This window comes from Paenibacillus phytohabitans (assembly GCF_013141775.1).
Taxonomy (GTDB): Bacteria; Bacillota; Bacilli; order Paenibacillales; family Paenibacillaceae; genus Paenibacillus_AQ; species Paenibacillus_AQ phytohabitans.
Genome location: NZ_WHOB01000097.1, coordinates 253,139 through 269,102, shown reverse-complemented (window position 1 = coordinate 269,102; position 15,964 = coordinate 253,139). Strand labels below are relative to the sequence as shown.

Annotated in this window: 12 protein-coding genes and 1 other RNA gene; 2 read left to right on the top strand and 11 right to left on the bottom strand. The window is 53.2% G+C overall.

Going from position 1 to position 15,964, the window contains the following annotated elements; genetic code table 11:
• Window positions 1-7: 7 nt before the first annotated feature.
• Complete coding sequence (locus GC101_RS34685; RefSeq protein WP_042139416.1) at window positions 8-505, bottom strand: YpuI family protein; 498 nt, start codon at window positions 503-505, stop codon at window positions 8-10.
• A gap of 281 nt (window positions 506-786) precedes the next feature.
• On the opposite strand from GC101_RS34685, the gene GC101_RS34680 reads away from it, so the two are divergent.
• Window positions 787-2,664 (top strand): S8 family peptidase, encoded by a 1,878-nt coding sequence (locus GC101_RS34680; RefSeq protein WP_171720999.1) that lies wholly within the window; start codon window positions 787-789, stop codon window positions 2,662-2,664.
• 37 nt (window positions 2,665-2,701) lie between these two features.
• Here GC101_RS34680 and pdxR read toward each other — a convergent pair whose 3' ends face one another.
• Window positions 2,702-4,144, bottom strand: a complete 1,443-nt coding sequence (gene pdxR, locus GC101_RS34675; RefSeq protein ID WP_171720998.1) for a MocR-like pyridoxine biosynthesis transcription factor PdxR — start codon at window positions 4,142-4,144, stop codon at window positions 2,702-2,704.
• A gap of 95 nt (window positions 4,145-4,239) precedes the next feature.
• On the opposite strand from pdxR, the gene GC101_RS34670 reads away from it, so the two are divergent.
• The gene (locus tag GC101_RS34670; RefSeq protein WP_042139419.1) at window positions 4,240-5,454 is read left to right on the top strand and encodes an aminotransferase-like domain-containing protein; all 1,215 of its coding nucleotides are present in this window, start codon (window positions 4,240-4,242) and stop codon (window positions 5,452-5,454) included.
• A gap of 115 nt (window positions 5,455-5,569) precedes the next feature.
• Here the strand turns inward: GC101_RS34670 and rnpB are convergent.
• The 9 genes from rnpB to glyQ all read right to left on the bottom strand — a co-directional run bounded on the left by rnpB (window position 5,570) and on the right by glyQ (window position 15,558).
• Window positions 5,570-5,986, bottom strand: an RNA gene (rnpB, locus tag GC101_RS34665) — RNase P RNA component class A.
• Between the two features lie 72 nt (window positions 5,987-6,058).
• Window positions 6,059-7,174 (bottom strand): Nif3-like dinuclear metal center hexameric protein, encoded by a 1,116-nt coding sequence (locus GC101_RS34660; RefSeq protein WP_171720997.1) that lies wholly within the window; start codon window positions 7,172-7,174, stop codon window positions 6,059-6,061.
• Window positions 7,150-7,929 carry a tRNA (adenine(22)-N(1))-methyltransferase gene (locus GC101_RS34655; protein WP_171720996.1) on the bottom strand — a complete coding sequence of 260 codons (780 nt, stop codon included), beginning with the start codon at window positions 7,927-7,929 and terminating at the stop codon, window positions 7,150-7,152. Before GC101_RS34655 ends, GC101_RS34660 begins: the two co-directional genes overlap by 25 nt.
• Window positions 7,926-8,750 (bottom strand): hypothetical protein, encoded by an 825-nt coding sequence (locus GC101_RS34650; protein WP_171720995.1) that lies wholly within the window; start codon window positions 8,748-8,750, stop codon window positions 7,926-7,928. Before GC101_RS34650 ends, GC101_RS34655 begins: the two co-directional genes overlap by 4 nt.
• Window positions 8,751-8,909: 159 nt before the next feature.
• On the bottom strand, window positions 8,910-10,043 hold the full coding sequence (gene rpoD / locus GC101_RS34645; protein WP_039304147.1) for an RNA polymerase sigma factor RpoD: 1,134 nt from the start codon (window positions 10,041-10,043) through the stop codon (window positions 8,910-8,912).
• A 40-nt stretch (window positions 10,044-10,083) separates the two neighbouring features.
• A complete protein-coding gene (dnaG, locus tag GC101_RS34640; RefSeq protein WP_039304434.1) occupies window positions 10,084-11,904 on the bottom strand; it encodes a DNA primase in 1,821 nt (606 codons plus the stop codon).
• A gap of 39 nt (window positions 11,905-11,943) precedes the next feature.
• Window positions 11,944-12,417: a YaiI/YqxD family protein gene (locus GC101_RS34635; protein ID WP_039304144.1), complete on the bottom strand. Its 474-nt coding sequence runs from the start codon at window positions 12,415-12,417 to the stop codon at window positions 11,944-11,946.
• A 179-nt stretch (window positions 12,418-12,596) separates the two neighbouring features.
• Entirely contained in the window at window positions 12,597-14,678 is a 2,082-nt protein-coding gene (glyS, locus tag GC101_RS34630) for a glycine--tRNA ligase subunit beta (protein WP_171720994.1), read from the bottom strand.
• The gene (glyQ, locus tag GC101_RS34625; protein WP_039304138.1) at window positions 14,671-15,558 is read right to left on the bottom strand and encodes a glycine--tRNA ligase subunit alpha; all 888 of its coding nucleotides are present in this window, start codon (window positions 15,556-15,558) and stop codon (window positions 14,671-14,673) included. The genes glyS and glyQ overlap by 8 nt, the downstream gene beginning before the upstream one ends.
• Window positions 15,559-15,964 lie beyond the last annotated feature (406 nt).

The window sequence follows — 15,964 nt, the reverse complement described above, 5'->3', positions numbered from 1 at the left end:
TCCGGTATTACACCTGATTCTGCATCCGTTTCTCCGTTAAATAATCGTTCTCATAATAAGCCAGATCATCACGCAGTTCTTCATAGACCTTGGTAATCTCCATAATAATATCGCGTGCCGGACGGACCGGCTTCTTGCGGAAACGGATCGCATCCTGACCTGTGTAGGCATAGCGTCCATCTTCGGAGTAGCTTTCGTTCTTAGGATAGAAGAAGTTGTTTACTCCAAAATGATATACATTATATAGCGCTTTTTGCGCGAAGGCTTCATCAAAAGTGGCGCGGCGCAGAGCAACCCCAAGCTTCTCATAAGACATCTCCGAGAACACCAGCAGATGGCGGAGATCGGACAAGAACCCTTGATAGAAATGCAGTGTTTCTTCATCCTCTTCGGCAACCAGTTGCGGAAGCGCATGCTCGTTCAGGAACAGTTCCATTTTTCCGATTACGGATTTAAGTTTTTCTCTCGTCGATTCACACAATTTCTGCACATTAGCTGCTGACATGGCGATTGCTCCCCCTTATTAGTCCTTGCTTTGTAGTCGTTACGACATAATCATTTCGAGTAGTTCTATCTTGATAGTATCACAAAACTTCACCGGTCTCCACCCACCGCAGGTGAGGAGAGTCATCCCGGTCCGGCAGACCGGATACAAGCCCCGGAAAGCGCTTATTTTCTGATATTAACATAAAACCCTGTACGGCGGTATCCTTTTCTCCGATGCATAAAACCGGCCCTCTCTTCTAAACCTAATAGGTATTACAATGCCAGGAAGGAGCGGAAACCATGTCACGAAAAAATTTAACCGTCGCCGGTCTGGTCACTGCTGCGCTGACGGTGGTGCTGCTTACTTTTGCCCTGCGGCCGGAAGACAGCGCCATAAGCGGTACCCTCAGACAAGCCTCTGTGCCGAATCCCTCTCAGGAGAAAACCATTAAGAAAACGGCCCTGGTACAGGATGTGAGTGCTACTGACCGCCTGAACCGCGTGGATGTAAGCAAGCATCTTAGAACTATGCTCTCGGATACCCACGGCGCTTCGCCTGAGGATATCTCAGCATATGCCAGGAACTTACAGCAGGGACACGGTCATATCACCATGCTGATGCTGATTGATTTCCGCACGCAGAAGACAACTACCTACAAATCCTCCCTTCCGGAAGGAACGGAGCAGGAGAACAAGCAGCTGCTCAAATACCTGAACACAGCCAAGTCGGCCATCAAGGGGCATCAAGCCTATGAGTCCCCGTCTTTTGTAATCGGCAGCAAGAAATATTATTTCGTGGCACAGCGTGACCAGGAGGGCCAGCTCGGCGTCATCGCCCTGATCAATCAGAAGATCCTTGACCGGGTAGCCCAGCACCAGCTGAAGAATCTCCGTCTGATCCCTTATCCTAAGGAAGGTAAGTACCGCGTAGAATCCGTTCATGCCGATACGCTGCAGGATCTCACTGTCAAGACCGGCCATGACAACGAGAATGCCAGCCACTACTACGAGAACGAGATCGTCGTCCGGTTCCGGAGCGGGCATCCTACAGCAGGCCAGCTCCAGACCATTGCCGCAGATATTCAGTGCAAGGAGCCGCGTAAGCTGGGATATGCCTATATTTTTCGCTCAGAGAAGATGAACTATTCCCAGCTCAAAACCTACTTCGCTTATAAATGGCACCCGCAATATTCCGAGCCTCACTATATGTATTTAACCAATGATACAGTGAGCGAAAATACAGGAGCCAATGTTATAACGCCTAATGATCTGCTCTTCTCCACCTATCAGTGGAATCTGCCGGCCATTGAAACAGAGCTGGGCTGGAATCTGTCCAAAGGCAGCAAGGAAGTCGTTGTAGCCGTGGTGGATACCGGAGTTCAGGCGGACCATCCCGATCTGCAGGGCCAGCTGCTGGCCGGATATAATGCGATAACTAACGGTGGAGCACCGGATGATGATGTCGGGCATGGCACGCATGTCTCAGGCATCATCGGAGCATTGACCAATAATGAGGAAGGTGTGGCCGGCATCAGCTGGTATAACAAGATCCTTCCGGTAAAAGCGCTCGACAACTCCGGGGCTGGCACCACTTATTCCGTTGCCGAAGGCATTATCTGGGCTGCCGACCATGGCGCCAAAGTGATTAATCTCAGCCTGGGCAATTATGCCGACTCCCAGTTCCTGCATGATGCCATCAAATATGCCTATGACCGTGACGTTGTCATTGTCTCCGCTTCCGGCAATGACAATACCGAACGGCCGGGCTACCCTGCCGCCTATGAGGAGGTAATTGCCGTGGCCGCAACCAATTCCACCGGAGAGAGAGCGTCTTTCTCCAATTACGGGGATTATATCGATGTGGCTGCACCCGGGGAGAGTATCGCCAGCACCTATCCTGATAATCAGTATGCGGCATTATCCGGCACCTCGATGGCCAGCCCTCATGTGGCAGCGCTCGCCGGGCTGGTACGCTCGCTGAACCCCGAGCTGACCAATAAGGAAGTAACCGAGCTGCTGACCTCAAATGCGGTGGATCTGGGTGATGCCGGACATGATAAATACTATGGCTGGGGTCAGGTTGATATCTACAAGACACTGCAGGCTGCCGGCGGAGGTCAGGTTCCCCTGCAGTTATTCCCCCAGCATGTCGGTAAACAGCTGAAATCCATGCAATGAGTTAGGCGCTTGTCCGCCTGGCCTGACGCGGGAAGGCTTATTGGCGGATTGAACGCAGATGCCGGTCCAGCAGATGCAGGAACTGTCTGAGCCCGCGCTCCATGTCTTTTTGCGTAAGCTGCGAATAACAGAGCCGGATATGGCGGGAAGGCGTGTCTCCGGCATAGCAGACATCTCCGGGCAGGAAGGATATCCCATCCTGATCAGCCAGCGCATGCAGCTTGTCAATCCCGGGGGATTGGGGCAGCTGCAGCCATAGGTTCAGGCCGCCCTCAGGCAGCGTCCAGCTGACTCCGGCCGGGGCATACTGCTTCAGAAGCATCGCCGCCGCTTCCTTGCGAAGGCGCAGGGCGGTCCGCAGCTTCGCCGCGTAAGCCTCATACCTGCGGTCGATGAACGGCAATACCGCCCGCTGGGTCAACAGCGGACTGCCCAGGTCACTCGACGACTTGGCGGCAATCAGCCTGGACAGGATATTGCCTTCAGCGGCAACGCAGGCGATCCGGCATCCGGGCGCCAGCACTTTGCTGAAGCTCTTCATATAGACTACATGCCCGGCGCCATCCATCGATTTGATCGACGGCGGGGGCGGCTGATGGAAATACAAATCACTGAACGGATCATCCTCCACAATGAGACAGCGGTAACTGCGGGCAAGCTCCAGCAGCCGCTGTCTTCTTGTTATGCTCATCGTAGCGCCGCTGGGATTCTGAAAGGTAGGATTCGTATAGATGAGCTTCGGCGGTCTGCGGTCACACATTGCAGTAAGCCGGTCCACCCGCATCCCTTGCTCATCCATCGGAACGAAGATCATCTCTGCCCCCCGTCCGGCAAAAACATCAATGGCCCCCGTATAGCTGGGTGCCTCCAGATACACGGTGTCCCCGGGACCAACGAAGGTCCGGGCCACCAGATCGATTCCCTGCTGTGAACCGCTGGTAATCATTAAGTCATTGGACCCAATCGCTATGCCCCGGCTCTGCAGATGCCTGCGCATCACCTCCCTCAGCTCCTGATCCCCCTGGAAATTCCCGTAGGAGGCCATCAGCTCCGGCTCTTCTTGTACCAGAGCCGCCATAGTGGCGCCAATCGGTTCAAGCGGAAGGAGGCTGCTGTGTATCGCTGCCAGATGGAAGGGATATTTCACTTCCGAATAATTGAAGTTGCGCCACAGCTGTGCCCGCGGCAGGTAGTCGTCATAACTGTCCTGCCATCCGGCTGAAGTATCGGGCAAATTCCGCTGCCGCTCCGCTACATAACAGCCTTTGCCCTGGCTGCAGACAATATGGCCGCGGGTTTCCAGATCAGCATAAGCCTTGCTTACGGTTACCTGGCTTACCTTCAAGGAGGAGGCCAGGCCTCTTACGGAAGGCAGCTTACTCCCCGGCTGGAGCAGTCCGGAAGTGATCCGCTGGGCGAATGTCTCACTGATCTGCTGCGGCAGAGATTTAGTGCTGCTGCGTAGTAAATCAATACGCATCCCGTTTCCCCCTGACTGTTATATTTAGCGCTTTACTGTTATACTGCTATACCGTTATGATACAACAAAATTCAGATTAGCGGGGAGCATGAACCATGAAGATCAATTATGCTGAGATGACGAACCACCTGGGGTCCTCAGCTGTCCGTGACATTCTCAAAATTACGCAGGGCAAAGATATTATCTCGCTGGCAGGCGGCCTGCCTGCTGAGGAGCTGTTCCCTGTAGAGGCTGTCCGCGATGCCTATAGCCGTGTACTCTCCAGTGATGTTTCAGCGCTGCAATACGGCTTAACCGAAGGATACCTTCCGCTGCGTGAAGCGGTCGCTGCAAGATTGGGACAGCAGGGTATTCCGGTGTCTGCACAGGAAATGCTCCTCACCACCGGTTCCCAGCAGGCTATAGACCTGCTCTGCAGAATACTTATTGATCCGGGTGATGCCGTACTGGTGGAAGCCCCGACTTACCTGGCTGCCCTGCAGGTGCTGGGCTCCTACCGCGCAGACATCCGTGTTGTAGACAGCGATGAACAAGGGATGCTGCCTGAGCATCTGGAAGAACAGCTCCGTACGCACCGGCCTAAGCTCCTGTATGCCGTCCCTACGTTCAACAATCCCTCAGGTGCAACCTGGAGCAAAGAACGCCGTGAACAAGTTGTAGGGCTATGCAGGAAATACGGCGTGCTGATATTGGAAGACAATCCGTACGGCGAGATTGCCTTCGATGAGACACCGGGAGCATATCCGCCTGCGCTCGCCGCCATTGACAGAAGTCTGGACGGGGATTCCTGTGTGGTCTACACCGGTACGTTCTCCAAAATCGTTGCACCCGGACTGCGCACCGGCTGGATCACCGGGCCCCTGGAACTGATTCGGGTCGTTGCCAAAGCCAAGCAGGCTGCCGATCTGCATTCCAGCGCCATTGATCAGCGCGCTCTGCATGAGCTTCTGCAGAGTTTTGACCTTGAGGGTCATATCCGAGTGATCTCCCGTGAATATCAGTCACGGATGAAGCTGCTCTCGGCTGAGCTCTCCTCGCGGAACTGGGAAGGTGCCAGCTTCCTTGAGCCGCGCGGCGGCATGTTCCTGTGGCTGACCCTGCCCGGCCGCATCAATACCGCAGAGCTGCTGCCGCTTGCAGTAGAGCAGGGCGTTGCCTTCGTTCCCGGCGAGGTATTCTACTCCGCCCGGCCGCTGAAGAATGCGATGCGCCTCAACTTCACCCATACACGGCCGGAGCTGCTGCCGCTTGCGGTGCAGCGGCTGGAGACAGCCATGTCCCGGTATGAGGAGCGCTTGCTTCCTATGTAGCCAGTCACCGGATGTTACCTATAACTGTATACAAAAGGCGGCCCCCTGAGGAGGCCGCCGTCTTAATGTCTGTATGTGTATTGAGTTACCGCACAGTGCTTATTTCGTTGTCAGTTAGGAAAGTTTGCCGTAAGCCGGGTTCTGTGCTCGTTGTGGTTCAAACGGGAACTACCCTCCCACCATAAGCGACAATCATCTATCTAGGCCATACATTACTGCACAGCTCCAGCGACCAACCTAGACACGCCTCAGGCGAAGGCTGCTTCTCCCGGTTAGGGAAGACGCTGCGTCTCATTAGGTCTTGCTCCAGATGGGGTTTACCAGGAACGAAGTCACCAGCGTTCCTCGGGGTCTCTTACACCTCGGTTCCATCCTTGCCTGTGCTGCCCGAAAGCAGCCATCGGCGGTCCATTTCTGTGGCACTATCCTTCGGCTCGCGCCGACTGGACGTTATCCAGCATCCTGCCTTATGGAGCCCGGACTTTCCTCCCGCGGCGTTCTCACGCACACCGGCGATTGTCTGTCAAACTTTCCGGAACAACATTGTATATTATACAGACTTGGACCAGCGGACACAAGTGTAAATAATTGCAGCCCAGCAAGCTTAGAGGAAATTAAAAGGCTCGGTGTTCAGCTTGGAGGCATGCACCACAGTACTGCACTTATGCTCCGTCAGCTTACCGGCAAGAAATTCCGCTACTTTCTCCTTCATGATCTTCTCCGCGTTATGCCCGGGATCGATCAGTGCGATGCCTGCCAGGTGTGCATCCTGTGCCGTATGGTAATCGATATCACCCGTCACCAGCACATCCGCTCCTTTGAAGATGGCACTGCTGTAATATTTGGCACCAGATCCGCCCATCACAGCTGCCTTGCGGATAGGACGGTTCAGATCGCCGACGACCCGCACATGGCCGACATCCAGACCGCCCTTAACGGTCTCCACGAATTCTCCCAGTGTGGTCGGCTCCTTAAGCTTACCCACTCTTCCGAGGCCGAGGCTGCGGCCCTTGAGGTCCATGGAATAGAGATCATAAGCCACCTCTTCATACGGATGAGCCTTCAGCATCGCCTGCACAACTTTGTTCCGGATCGGTTGCGGCACAATGGTCTCAATGCGGATCTCTTCAGCCCGCTCCAGCTTGCCTTGCTTGCCGATATAAGGGTCTGTCCCCTCCTGCGGAATGAAGGTGCCATAGCCTTCAATGTTGAAGCTGCAATGGCTGTAATTGCCAATCCAGCCCGCACCGGCATTCAGAATCGCATCCAGCACCTTCTGATGGTGATCCTTCGGCACAAATACAACGAGCTTGGACAATTGCTCCGTATGAATATCCTTGATCGGTGCGCCGTTCTCAATCCCCAGCGCTTCCGCCATCCAGTCGTTCATTCCGCCTTCGGCCACATCCAGATTGGTATGGCTGATATAGACGGCAATGTCGTTTTTGATCAGCTTCTCATACAGCCGGCCCATGGGAGTATCTGTAAGAATGCCTTTGACCGGCCGGAAAATAATCGCGTGATGCGCGATGATCAGATTGCAGCCTTGGGCAATCGCTTCGTCCACGACACTGTCGTTAACATCCAGCGCGACCAGCACGCCGGTAATCTCCTTCTGCAGACTACCCAGCTGAAGCCCTACATTATCCCATTCCTCCGCCAGATGCTTCGGGGCAAGCTGCTCCATATATCCTATTACAGTCTGTCCTTTGGCAAACATCCCAGCACCTCCGCTATCCGCTTAATCTGTGCACTGATCTTACTGCGCTTCTCTTCTGCCGCCTCCAGCTCTGAACGCGACAATGAGGTCAGGATACCTTCCAGCTTAGAGATTTCCCCCTGCCACTTCGCCATGAACACTTCATTCGGCGCTTGCAGCAGCCAAGGACCCATCTGCAGCAGCAGACCCTGATCTAGGGCCACCTTGCCGCCGGCGAGCGCTTGTTCCCGGTACAGCTGTTCATTCGTCCGGGCACCTTCAGTGCCTTCAGGGACCGCTGTCAGGATCTCATAAGTTTTGCCGTCTTCCTCCAAAATATGCTCCGAGATCAGCACCCAGCCGTTACCAAGCAGCCAGCGGCGCAGAATATCCTCGCCCACATTCGGCTGCAGCGCAAGTGTCTTCACCCCTGCCAGCTTACCCAGTTGCCGGCCGCGTTCAAGAATGGCGGCGATTAGCGATCCGCCCATGCCGGCAATTGTGATGCAGTCTGCTTCCCCCGGCTCCAGCACTTCCAGTCCGTCTCCACGCCGTACAGCAATCTGCTTGCTGAGGCCTGCTTCGGCTACGCCTCTGCCTGCTGCTTCATATGGTCCCAGGTTTACTTCCCCCGCAATTGCGGAAGGCACACGCCCGCTCTCAACTGCAGCTACAGGCAGCAAGGCGTGATCCGAACCAATGTCAGCAAGCCTGCTTCCTTCCGGTACCTGCTCCAGCAAAAGCTGAAGCCGGTCTGATAATTTTACATTGTTCATGAGGCCACCCACGTTATCCATTTTTTTCTGAAGATGAACAGCAGCGCTAAGCCAGCAGCGATCTTCAGTATTAATACAAGCGAAGTCCATTCCGGGAATCCCGATCTGAGCCACAGCGCATCGATTTCCGGCATCAGCCAGAGTGAAACGCCGACGCCCAGGTACACACCCGAGACCCCGCTAACCCGGTGATACAAAAGCCAGCTTAGCCAGATCATCAGCACACAGAGCGGAAGCCAGAGCAGTTCCAGCATGAGAATGGAAGCATCCGGCCGCGCCTGGCCGAAGAATCCGGCATACAGCAGGGCCCAAAAAGCAAAACCGCAAAAATGAAGGAGTCCGATACGCAAAAAGAAGCCAAGTACACACCATAGAAGACCGCAGGTTGCAATCAGCAAAGGTCTCCAAAAGTCCGGATCCAGATCATGCAAAGCAATTAACCATAGCCCGAACCCAAGGGTTAACACGCTGCCGATTCCAGCCAGTACCAGACTGATCATCTTGTTGCGGTCCTGATAAATAGCAGAGTAGCCATAACATACAATTAATACACAGAGCGCCGTGGCAAGTTGCAAAGGCCAGGGAAAAACGCTAAAATAAAGACTAATCAAGAAAATCAAGGAAATTATTCCAAAACCAAACAGCCATATTTTGATGCTTCCCTGCTGGAGATTCCGCAGCGACACCGGATTGCTATCCTTAATTTCTGCTTGATCATCATACAGGTTGGTCAGGAAGTCACAATATTGCTCCGGCAGCAGCTTGCTTCTTCTCCAGTACTGAATTTCTCTTAAAATAGTGTCACGTTTCTCCAAATTCAACGGCTCATCCCTCTTTCCAGATCTTGCCTCCGGCCTGTTACATAACCCCCCGCAAAGTGGGGCTTTAGCTTCGATGATGACTCAGGTACTTTGAGGGGCCCCAGAATATACACAAAGGACCTCCTGCCACCGTGCAGCAGAAGGTCCGGCCTTATACGTCTATTCGAGGAAATCCTTCAACCGCTTACTGCGGCTCGGGTGACGCAGCTTGCGCAGTGCTTTGGCTTCAATCTGGCGGATACGCTCGCGGGTAACACCGAACACCTTACCCACTTCTTCGAGAGTTCTCGTCCGTCCGTCATCCAGTCCGAAGCGCAGGCGAAGCACGTTCTCTTCACGCTCGGTGAGCGTGTCCAGCACATCCTCCAGCTGTTCCTTCAGCAGCTCATAAGCCGCTGCATCCGCAGGCGCTAGCGCCTCCTGATCCTCAATGAAATCTCCCAGATGCGAATCATCTTCCTCACCGATTGGTGTTTCCAGTGATACCGGCTCCTGGGCAATCTTCATGATTTCCCGAACCTTCTCAACGGTCAGTTCCATCTCAGCCGCAATCTCTTCCGGCGAAGGCTCACGTCCCAGCTCCTGCAGCAATTGGCGGGAGACCCGGATCAATTTGTTGATGGTTTCCACCATGTGAACAGGAATACGGATCGTCCGTGCCTGGTCAGCAATCGCACGGGTAATCGCCTGGCGAATCCACCAGGTAGCATAGGTACTGAATTTGAAGCCTTTATTGTGGTCAAATTTCTCAACGGCCTTGATCAGACCCATGTTGCCTTCCTGAATCAAGTCCAGGAACAGCATGCCGCGTCCGACATAACGTTTGGCGATACTGACTACGAGCCGCAGGTTCGCTTCGGCAAGTCTCCGCTTCGCTTCCTCGTCACCATTCTTGATTCTCATTGCCAGTTCCACTTCATCGTCAGCCGATAACAGCGGAACACGCCCGATTTCCTTCAGATACATCCGGACGGGGTCGTTGATCTTGATGCCCGGAGGCAGCGACAGATCGTCGTCGAAGCTGAAATCATCACTGTCTTTGTCCTCATTATCCTCACTTGGACGGAGGCTGTTGACCTCTTCATCATTCTCATTCACAACTTCGATCCCCAGATCGCTCAGCTGCTCGTAGAATTCCTCCATCTGCTCGGGGTCTTGATCAAACGGCGATAATTTCTCCATAATATCTTTGTAGTTCAATGATGATCTTTTCTTACCATGATCAATAAGCTGATCCTTAACCTGATCCAGAGTAAATTCCGCTTCCAGTTCAGTATGCTGATCGTTCGCCATAATTCGACTCCCTCCTCCCTAGGTACATCCTGTCAATGTCTCATTGTCTCTCTAGGGCTAAAATTTCACTTGCTATTTGTGCTGCACGCAAAAAGTCACCGGATTTTTCCGCCTGAATCATCTCTTCACGCTTGGGTTCTATTTTGCGCTGCAGAGGATACTTCTGCACTTCACGAATACAATCGTCCAGAACCTGGGTATTCCAGTCCGGAGGGGTATCCATCATGGAGATTGCCGTAGCGGTCTTCTCCAGACGGTCATCCTGAAGCGATGATAGAAACCGGCTGATGCCGGGTGGTTTGCCTTGCGCATAATAGGCATATAGATAAGCGGCAATTGCCGCATGATCATCAATATTGAACTCTTCCCCGAGGCGTTCGCCCACATAGGCCGCCGCTTCCGGATCTTGAATCATCAGTGATAAAAGGCGCCGTTCCGCAACATGGTAAGCAGGCAGCAGCGTAGGTGTCTGCACTTGCCCTTTTTTATGCCTACCATTATTCCACCTTTTGTCGTTATTATCCCCTTCGGGAATGTTTTTTTGCATGGACGCCCGAAGTAAATTGCAATCCTGCTTCAAGCTGTCATAGGACAGCTCCAGCTCGGAGGCGATTTCCCTCAGATATACCTCACGCTCCGTCGAAGAATGGAGTCCGGCAATAATCTCCAGAGCCTCCTTGACATAGGCAATTTTGCCGTCTTCCTCTAGGAGTATATGGTTTTTTTTCAGATATATAAGCTTAAATTTTATGGATGATACGGCGGAGTCAATCACCTGTTCCCTGAATCTGTCCCCGCCATGCCGGTTGATGAATTCATCGGGGTCCAGGCCGCTCGGGAGCAGCGCAACCTTAACTCTCAGCCCGCTTTCTTCAAGCAGCGGAATGGCCTTGAGTGCGGCAGCTTGTCCCGCCTTATCTCCGTCATAGGAGAGAACAATCTCATCCCCCAGGCTTTTCATCAGCGCCACATGGCCCTCGGTGAGCGATGTACCCATGGTCGCCACCCCGTTATGCACACCTGCATCCCAAGCCGAAATGACATCACCGTATCCCTCGAACAGGACGATTTGCCGCGTTTTGCGGATGGATGCTTTGGCCTGGTGCAAATTGTACAGGATCCGGCTTTTGTTGAATAACCGGCTCTCCGGGGAATTCAGGTATTTCGGCTGCCCTTCGCCGAATATTCTTCCGGCAAAGGCAATGGTCTTGCCCATGCGGTTAGCAATCGGAAAAATGACCCGGCCGCGGAAACGGTCCAGATAACCCTTGCCTTCCCCCCGGGCAGACAGCAGTCCGCCCTTCTCCATCTCGGCGAGATCAAAGCTCCGTTTCTCCAGAAACTGCAGCAGTGTATCCCAACGGTCCGGCGCATAGCCAATTTGAAACTGGTCAATCATTCTATCGCTGAAACCCCGGGTTCTTAAATAATCCATGGCGGCTGTGCCGTATTCCGTGTTCTTCAGCAGATAATGATAATACTTTGCCGATAAATCATACGCCTGAATCAGCCGGTCCCGCTCTGGATCGGGTGGAGCGAGCGCTCCCCCTCTGCCCTCGGGCACGGGTATATCACTTTCTTCCGCCATTATTCTGACTGCTTCGGGAAAGGATAATCCTTCGATCTCCATCCTGAACTTGATGGCATTTCCGCCCATACCGCAGCCAAAGCAATGAAATACTCCCCGGTCAGGGGTGACGGTGAAGGAAGGGGATTTCTCCGAATGGAACGGGCAGAGGCCCCATAAATATTTCCCCTGCTTGGACAAATGGACAACCTTACCGACTGTATCGACAATATCATGCCGCGCCAGCACGCTTTCGATAACCTCTTCCGGAATATTACCGTGTCCGCTAGCCACATTAGCCACCTTCATCTCTTAACAAATAAATATAATTCGCTACAGCTGTACATTCTCCTGCAAAAAAGTTAAAAGTTTTGTCAGTTTATGTTGAAAATAAATTTTTTCCTCTGCGGTAATCGCTTTTGGACCCTTGGAATAGTGGCCCCGCCTGCGCTCTACCGCCCGGGCATGCCTGCCCTCCAGCATAAAATCCATTTTGGAATCCTCATACTCCTGCCCCCGGTTCGAGAGCACCCTGCAGCGTTTGCCCAGCGCCAGCGCCGCAAGCCCATAATCCTGCGTAATTACGACATCTCCCGCAGAAATATGATTGGCGATATACAAATCGGCACTGTCAGCTCCGCGGTCCACCTGGACAACCGTGACACCTTCTTCAGCTTTGAGCACATGATCGTAAGAAGAAACCATCAGCACCGGTATGCCAAAGCTGCGGGCCACGGTATTAATCTCCTGTTTGACCGGACAAGCATCCCCATCAACGACGATCTTTCTTTCCTGGGACCTTACCATGATCCTCACCAAATTCCCGTGTAATATATATACGCTCCGCTTGGCAGAAATCCTTCTTTGTAAAGCATAAATACGGAACGAATGTCAACTTACGCATTGGCACCGTTCCGTATATTTATACCCTAAACCCTCAATCTATACCATAAGTCACAAACATTAATTGAATTTCCAGCCCTTGATTACCACACCAGCTTGCCGAAATCGGCAAATAATCTGGAATCCGCGTTAATGCCGGACAAGAGTGCCAGACGGTTAGCGCGAACCGCCTCGTCTTCAGCCATGACCATAACGGAATCGAAGAATCCGGTAACGGCATCCTTCAGCCCCGACAGAATCTGCAGTGCTTCTGCAGCATGCAAGGCAGTCAAGGCTTCACGGTAAGGATCATGAATACTCTGCCAAGTCTGATACAGCTTCTGTTCGGCTTCTTCTTTGAGCAGAGAAGGATCGATTACCGTTCCTTCGGCTGCTTTGGCCGCCAGATTGCTGACGCGGGTCAGGGAATCCACAGTGATTTTGAAATCAGCTACGCCTGTTACTGCATTCATAAGCGCAAGACTTCTGCCTACCACGTCAACGATATCATCGAAACCGGCAGCAGTAGCTGCATCCACAACATCATAGCGGACATTGTTGTCGGATAATAGGCGTTTGACGCGCAGACCAAAGAACTCGTAAAGGTTTATACGCAGTTCAGGGGTGAAATGTTTCTCTGAACGTAAACTTTCATGAACTTCCAGCGCTGCAGCGAAAATTTCCTGCAAACTGATACTGAGCTGATGCTCCAGCACCATTTGCACAATTCCTGCCGCCTGCCGGCGCAGCGCATAAGGGTCCTGGGAACCGGTCGGGATGATCCCAATCGAGAAACAGCCTACAATCGTATCGATTTTATCGGCAAGGCTGACTACCAGACCTGCCTCCGTTGAAGGAACAGCATCCCCTGCGAAACGCGGCTGATAGTGCTCGAAGATCGCTTTGGATACATTGTCAGCTTCGCCGGCCTTGCGGGCATAATCCTCACCCATCGTACCCTGCAGCTCAGGGAACTCGCCCACCATTTGCGTAACCAGGTCGAACTTACAGATATCTGCAGTCCGGCTGACTTCAGCCGCAGTACTCGCCGGCAGTGCAAGCTTCACAGCCAGACGGTCAGCGATGGCACGGATACGGCGTACTTTATCTCCTACACTGCCCAGCTCTTCGTGATACACGATATTCTCCAGCTTGGCCAGCGCATCGTTAATCTGCAGCTTCTGATCCTCTTCATAAAAGAACTTGGCGTCCTGAAGCCGGGCGCGCAGCACCTTCTCGTTACCCTTGGCGATCACGTCCAGCGATACGGCATTCCCGTTACGGACAGTTACGAAGAACGGAAGAAGCTTGCCGTCTTCGCCGAACACCGGGAAGTAACGCTGATGCTCACGCATGGAAGTAATCAGCACATCCTGCGGGATGTTCAGGAAAGCGGGGTCGAATGTACCGAACAGGACGGTCGGTGTTTCTACCAGGAACAGCACCTCTTCGAGCAGATCTTCCTTAATCGCAATCTTCCAGCTCTTCTCTTCGGCGAGCTTGTTGATTCCGCTGAGGATCAGCTCTTCTCTTTCTTTCACATCTACGAGCACATGCTGGCTGCGCAGAGCTTCGACATACAGGGCAGGTTCAGCGATAACTGTCTCTTTCCCAAGAAAACGGTGGCCGCGGCTCACATTGCCGGCTTTGACTCCGGTAATCGTAAGGTCAATAATCTCCTGGCCAAAGAGCGCGACCATCCAGCGGATTGGCCGGACAAATTTGAAATCATAAGCGCCCCAGCGCATATTTTTCGGGAAAGTCATAGCATTGACAATACCTGTTAGCCCCTCAGAGAGCAGGGAGGCCGTTTCGATCCCGGTGCTGCTCTTGGTTACATAGATATATTCTACGCCGGCCAGTTCCTTGAACGTAAATTGCTCTGGCGCAACGCCCTGGCTGCGGGCAAAACCAAGTGCCGCCTTGCTCCACTCGCCGCTTGCATCCAGAGCGATTTTGCGTGACGGGCCTTTGACTTCTTCGCTCACATCTTCCTGCCGCTCAGCAGCATCCTTCACCAGTACAGCAAGACGGCGCGGGGTTGCATATGCGCTAACGCCATTATGGCTGATCCGCGAGGCTTCGAGCCATTTGGCTATTCTATCCTTCAACTGTTCCATGGCGGCGCGGATGAAGCGGGCCGGAATTTCCTCGAGACCGATCTCGAACAAAATGTCTTTAGACAAGGTCAGCACCTTCTTTCTTCAGCAGCGGGAAGCCGAGCTTCTCGCGTTCCTCCAGATATGTTGCCGCTACGGTGCGGGCAAGATTACGCACTCTTGTGATGAACCCCGTACGTTCGGTTACACTGATCGCTCCGCGCGCATCCAGAAGGTTGAAGGTGTGCGAGCATTTCAGCACATAGTCATAGGCGGGGAAAACCAAATGGTTCTCCATCGCTCTGCGCGCTTCCTCTTCGTAGGTGTTGAAAAGGGTGAACAGCATTTTGACATCGGAAACTTCAAAAGTATACGTGGAATGCTCCACCTCCGGCTGATGGAACACATCACCGTAAGTCATTCCGTCTACCCATTCCAGGTCGAATACATTTTCCTTATCCTGAATGTAGGAGGCAAGACGCTCCATACCGTAAGTAATCTCCACCGCTACCGGGCTGGCTTCAATTCCCCCTACCTGCTGGAAGTAGGTAAATTGCGTGATTTCCATTCCGTCCAGCCACACTTCCCAGCCGAGGCCTGCACAGCCCAGTGACGGATTCTCCCAGTTGTCTTCGACAAACCGCACGTCATGCAGCAGGGGATCTACGCCCAGTGCCTTCAAGCTATCCAGATACAGCTCCTGAATATTGTCCGGGGACGGCTTGATGATGACCTGGAACTGGTGATGCTGGTACAGGCGGTTCGGGTTCTCCCCGTAACGGCCGTCTGACGGACGGCGTGAAGGCTCGACATAAGCGACCTTCCAGGGCTCCGGACCGAGTGACCGCAAAAAGGTCATGGGATTCATCGTGCCCGCCCCTTTTTCCGTATCGTACGGCTGGACGAGAATACAGTTCTGGGCTGCCCAGAACTGCTGCAGTGTCAGAATCATCTGCTGAAAGTTCATACTACCGACTCCTTCGCTTTACAAGTGTGTACTGCCTCTTACTTATGACTGGCTCTTGCTGCTGCGCGATGGAGGCGGTCACCGGCTTCTTTCTGTATCCCTGCGGCTGGTTATGGAGAGTATATCCTTCATAAGTCCGCCACAAGGCAAAAAAGCTCCCGCCCCCATGCCTGATTAACAGACATAGGGACGAGAGCCTGAATTCTTCTCCCGCGGTTCCACCCTACTTGATTACGCTACGCGAAATCCACTTTTCATTCTGCCGCTTCCGTACTCCCGGGTGCCATGTTCATGAACGTTGTCCTGCCAGGCTTCCACTATCCCCGGCTCGCTGAAGCGACAAATCGATTCATTACTTTCCCGATCGCTGCACTCTCTCCATGTCTGGAGCAATCACGGCATTCCT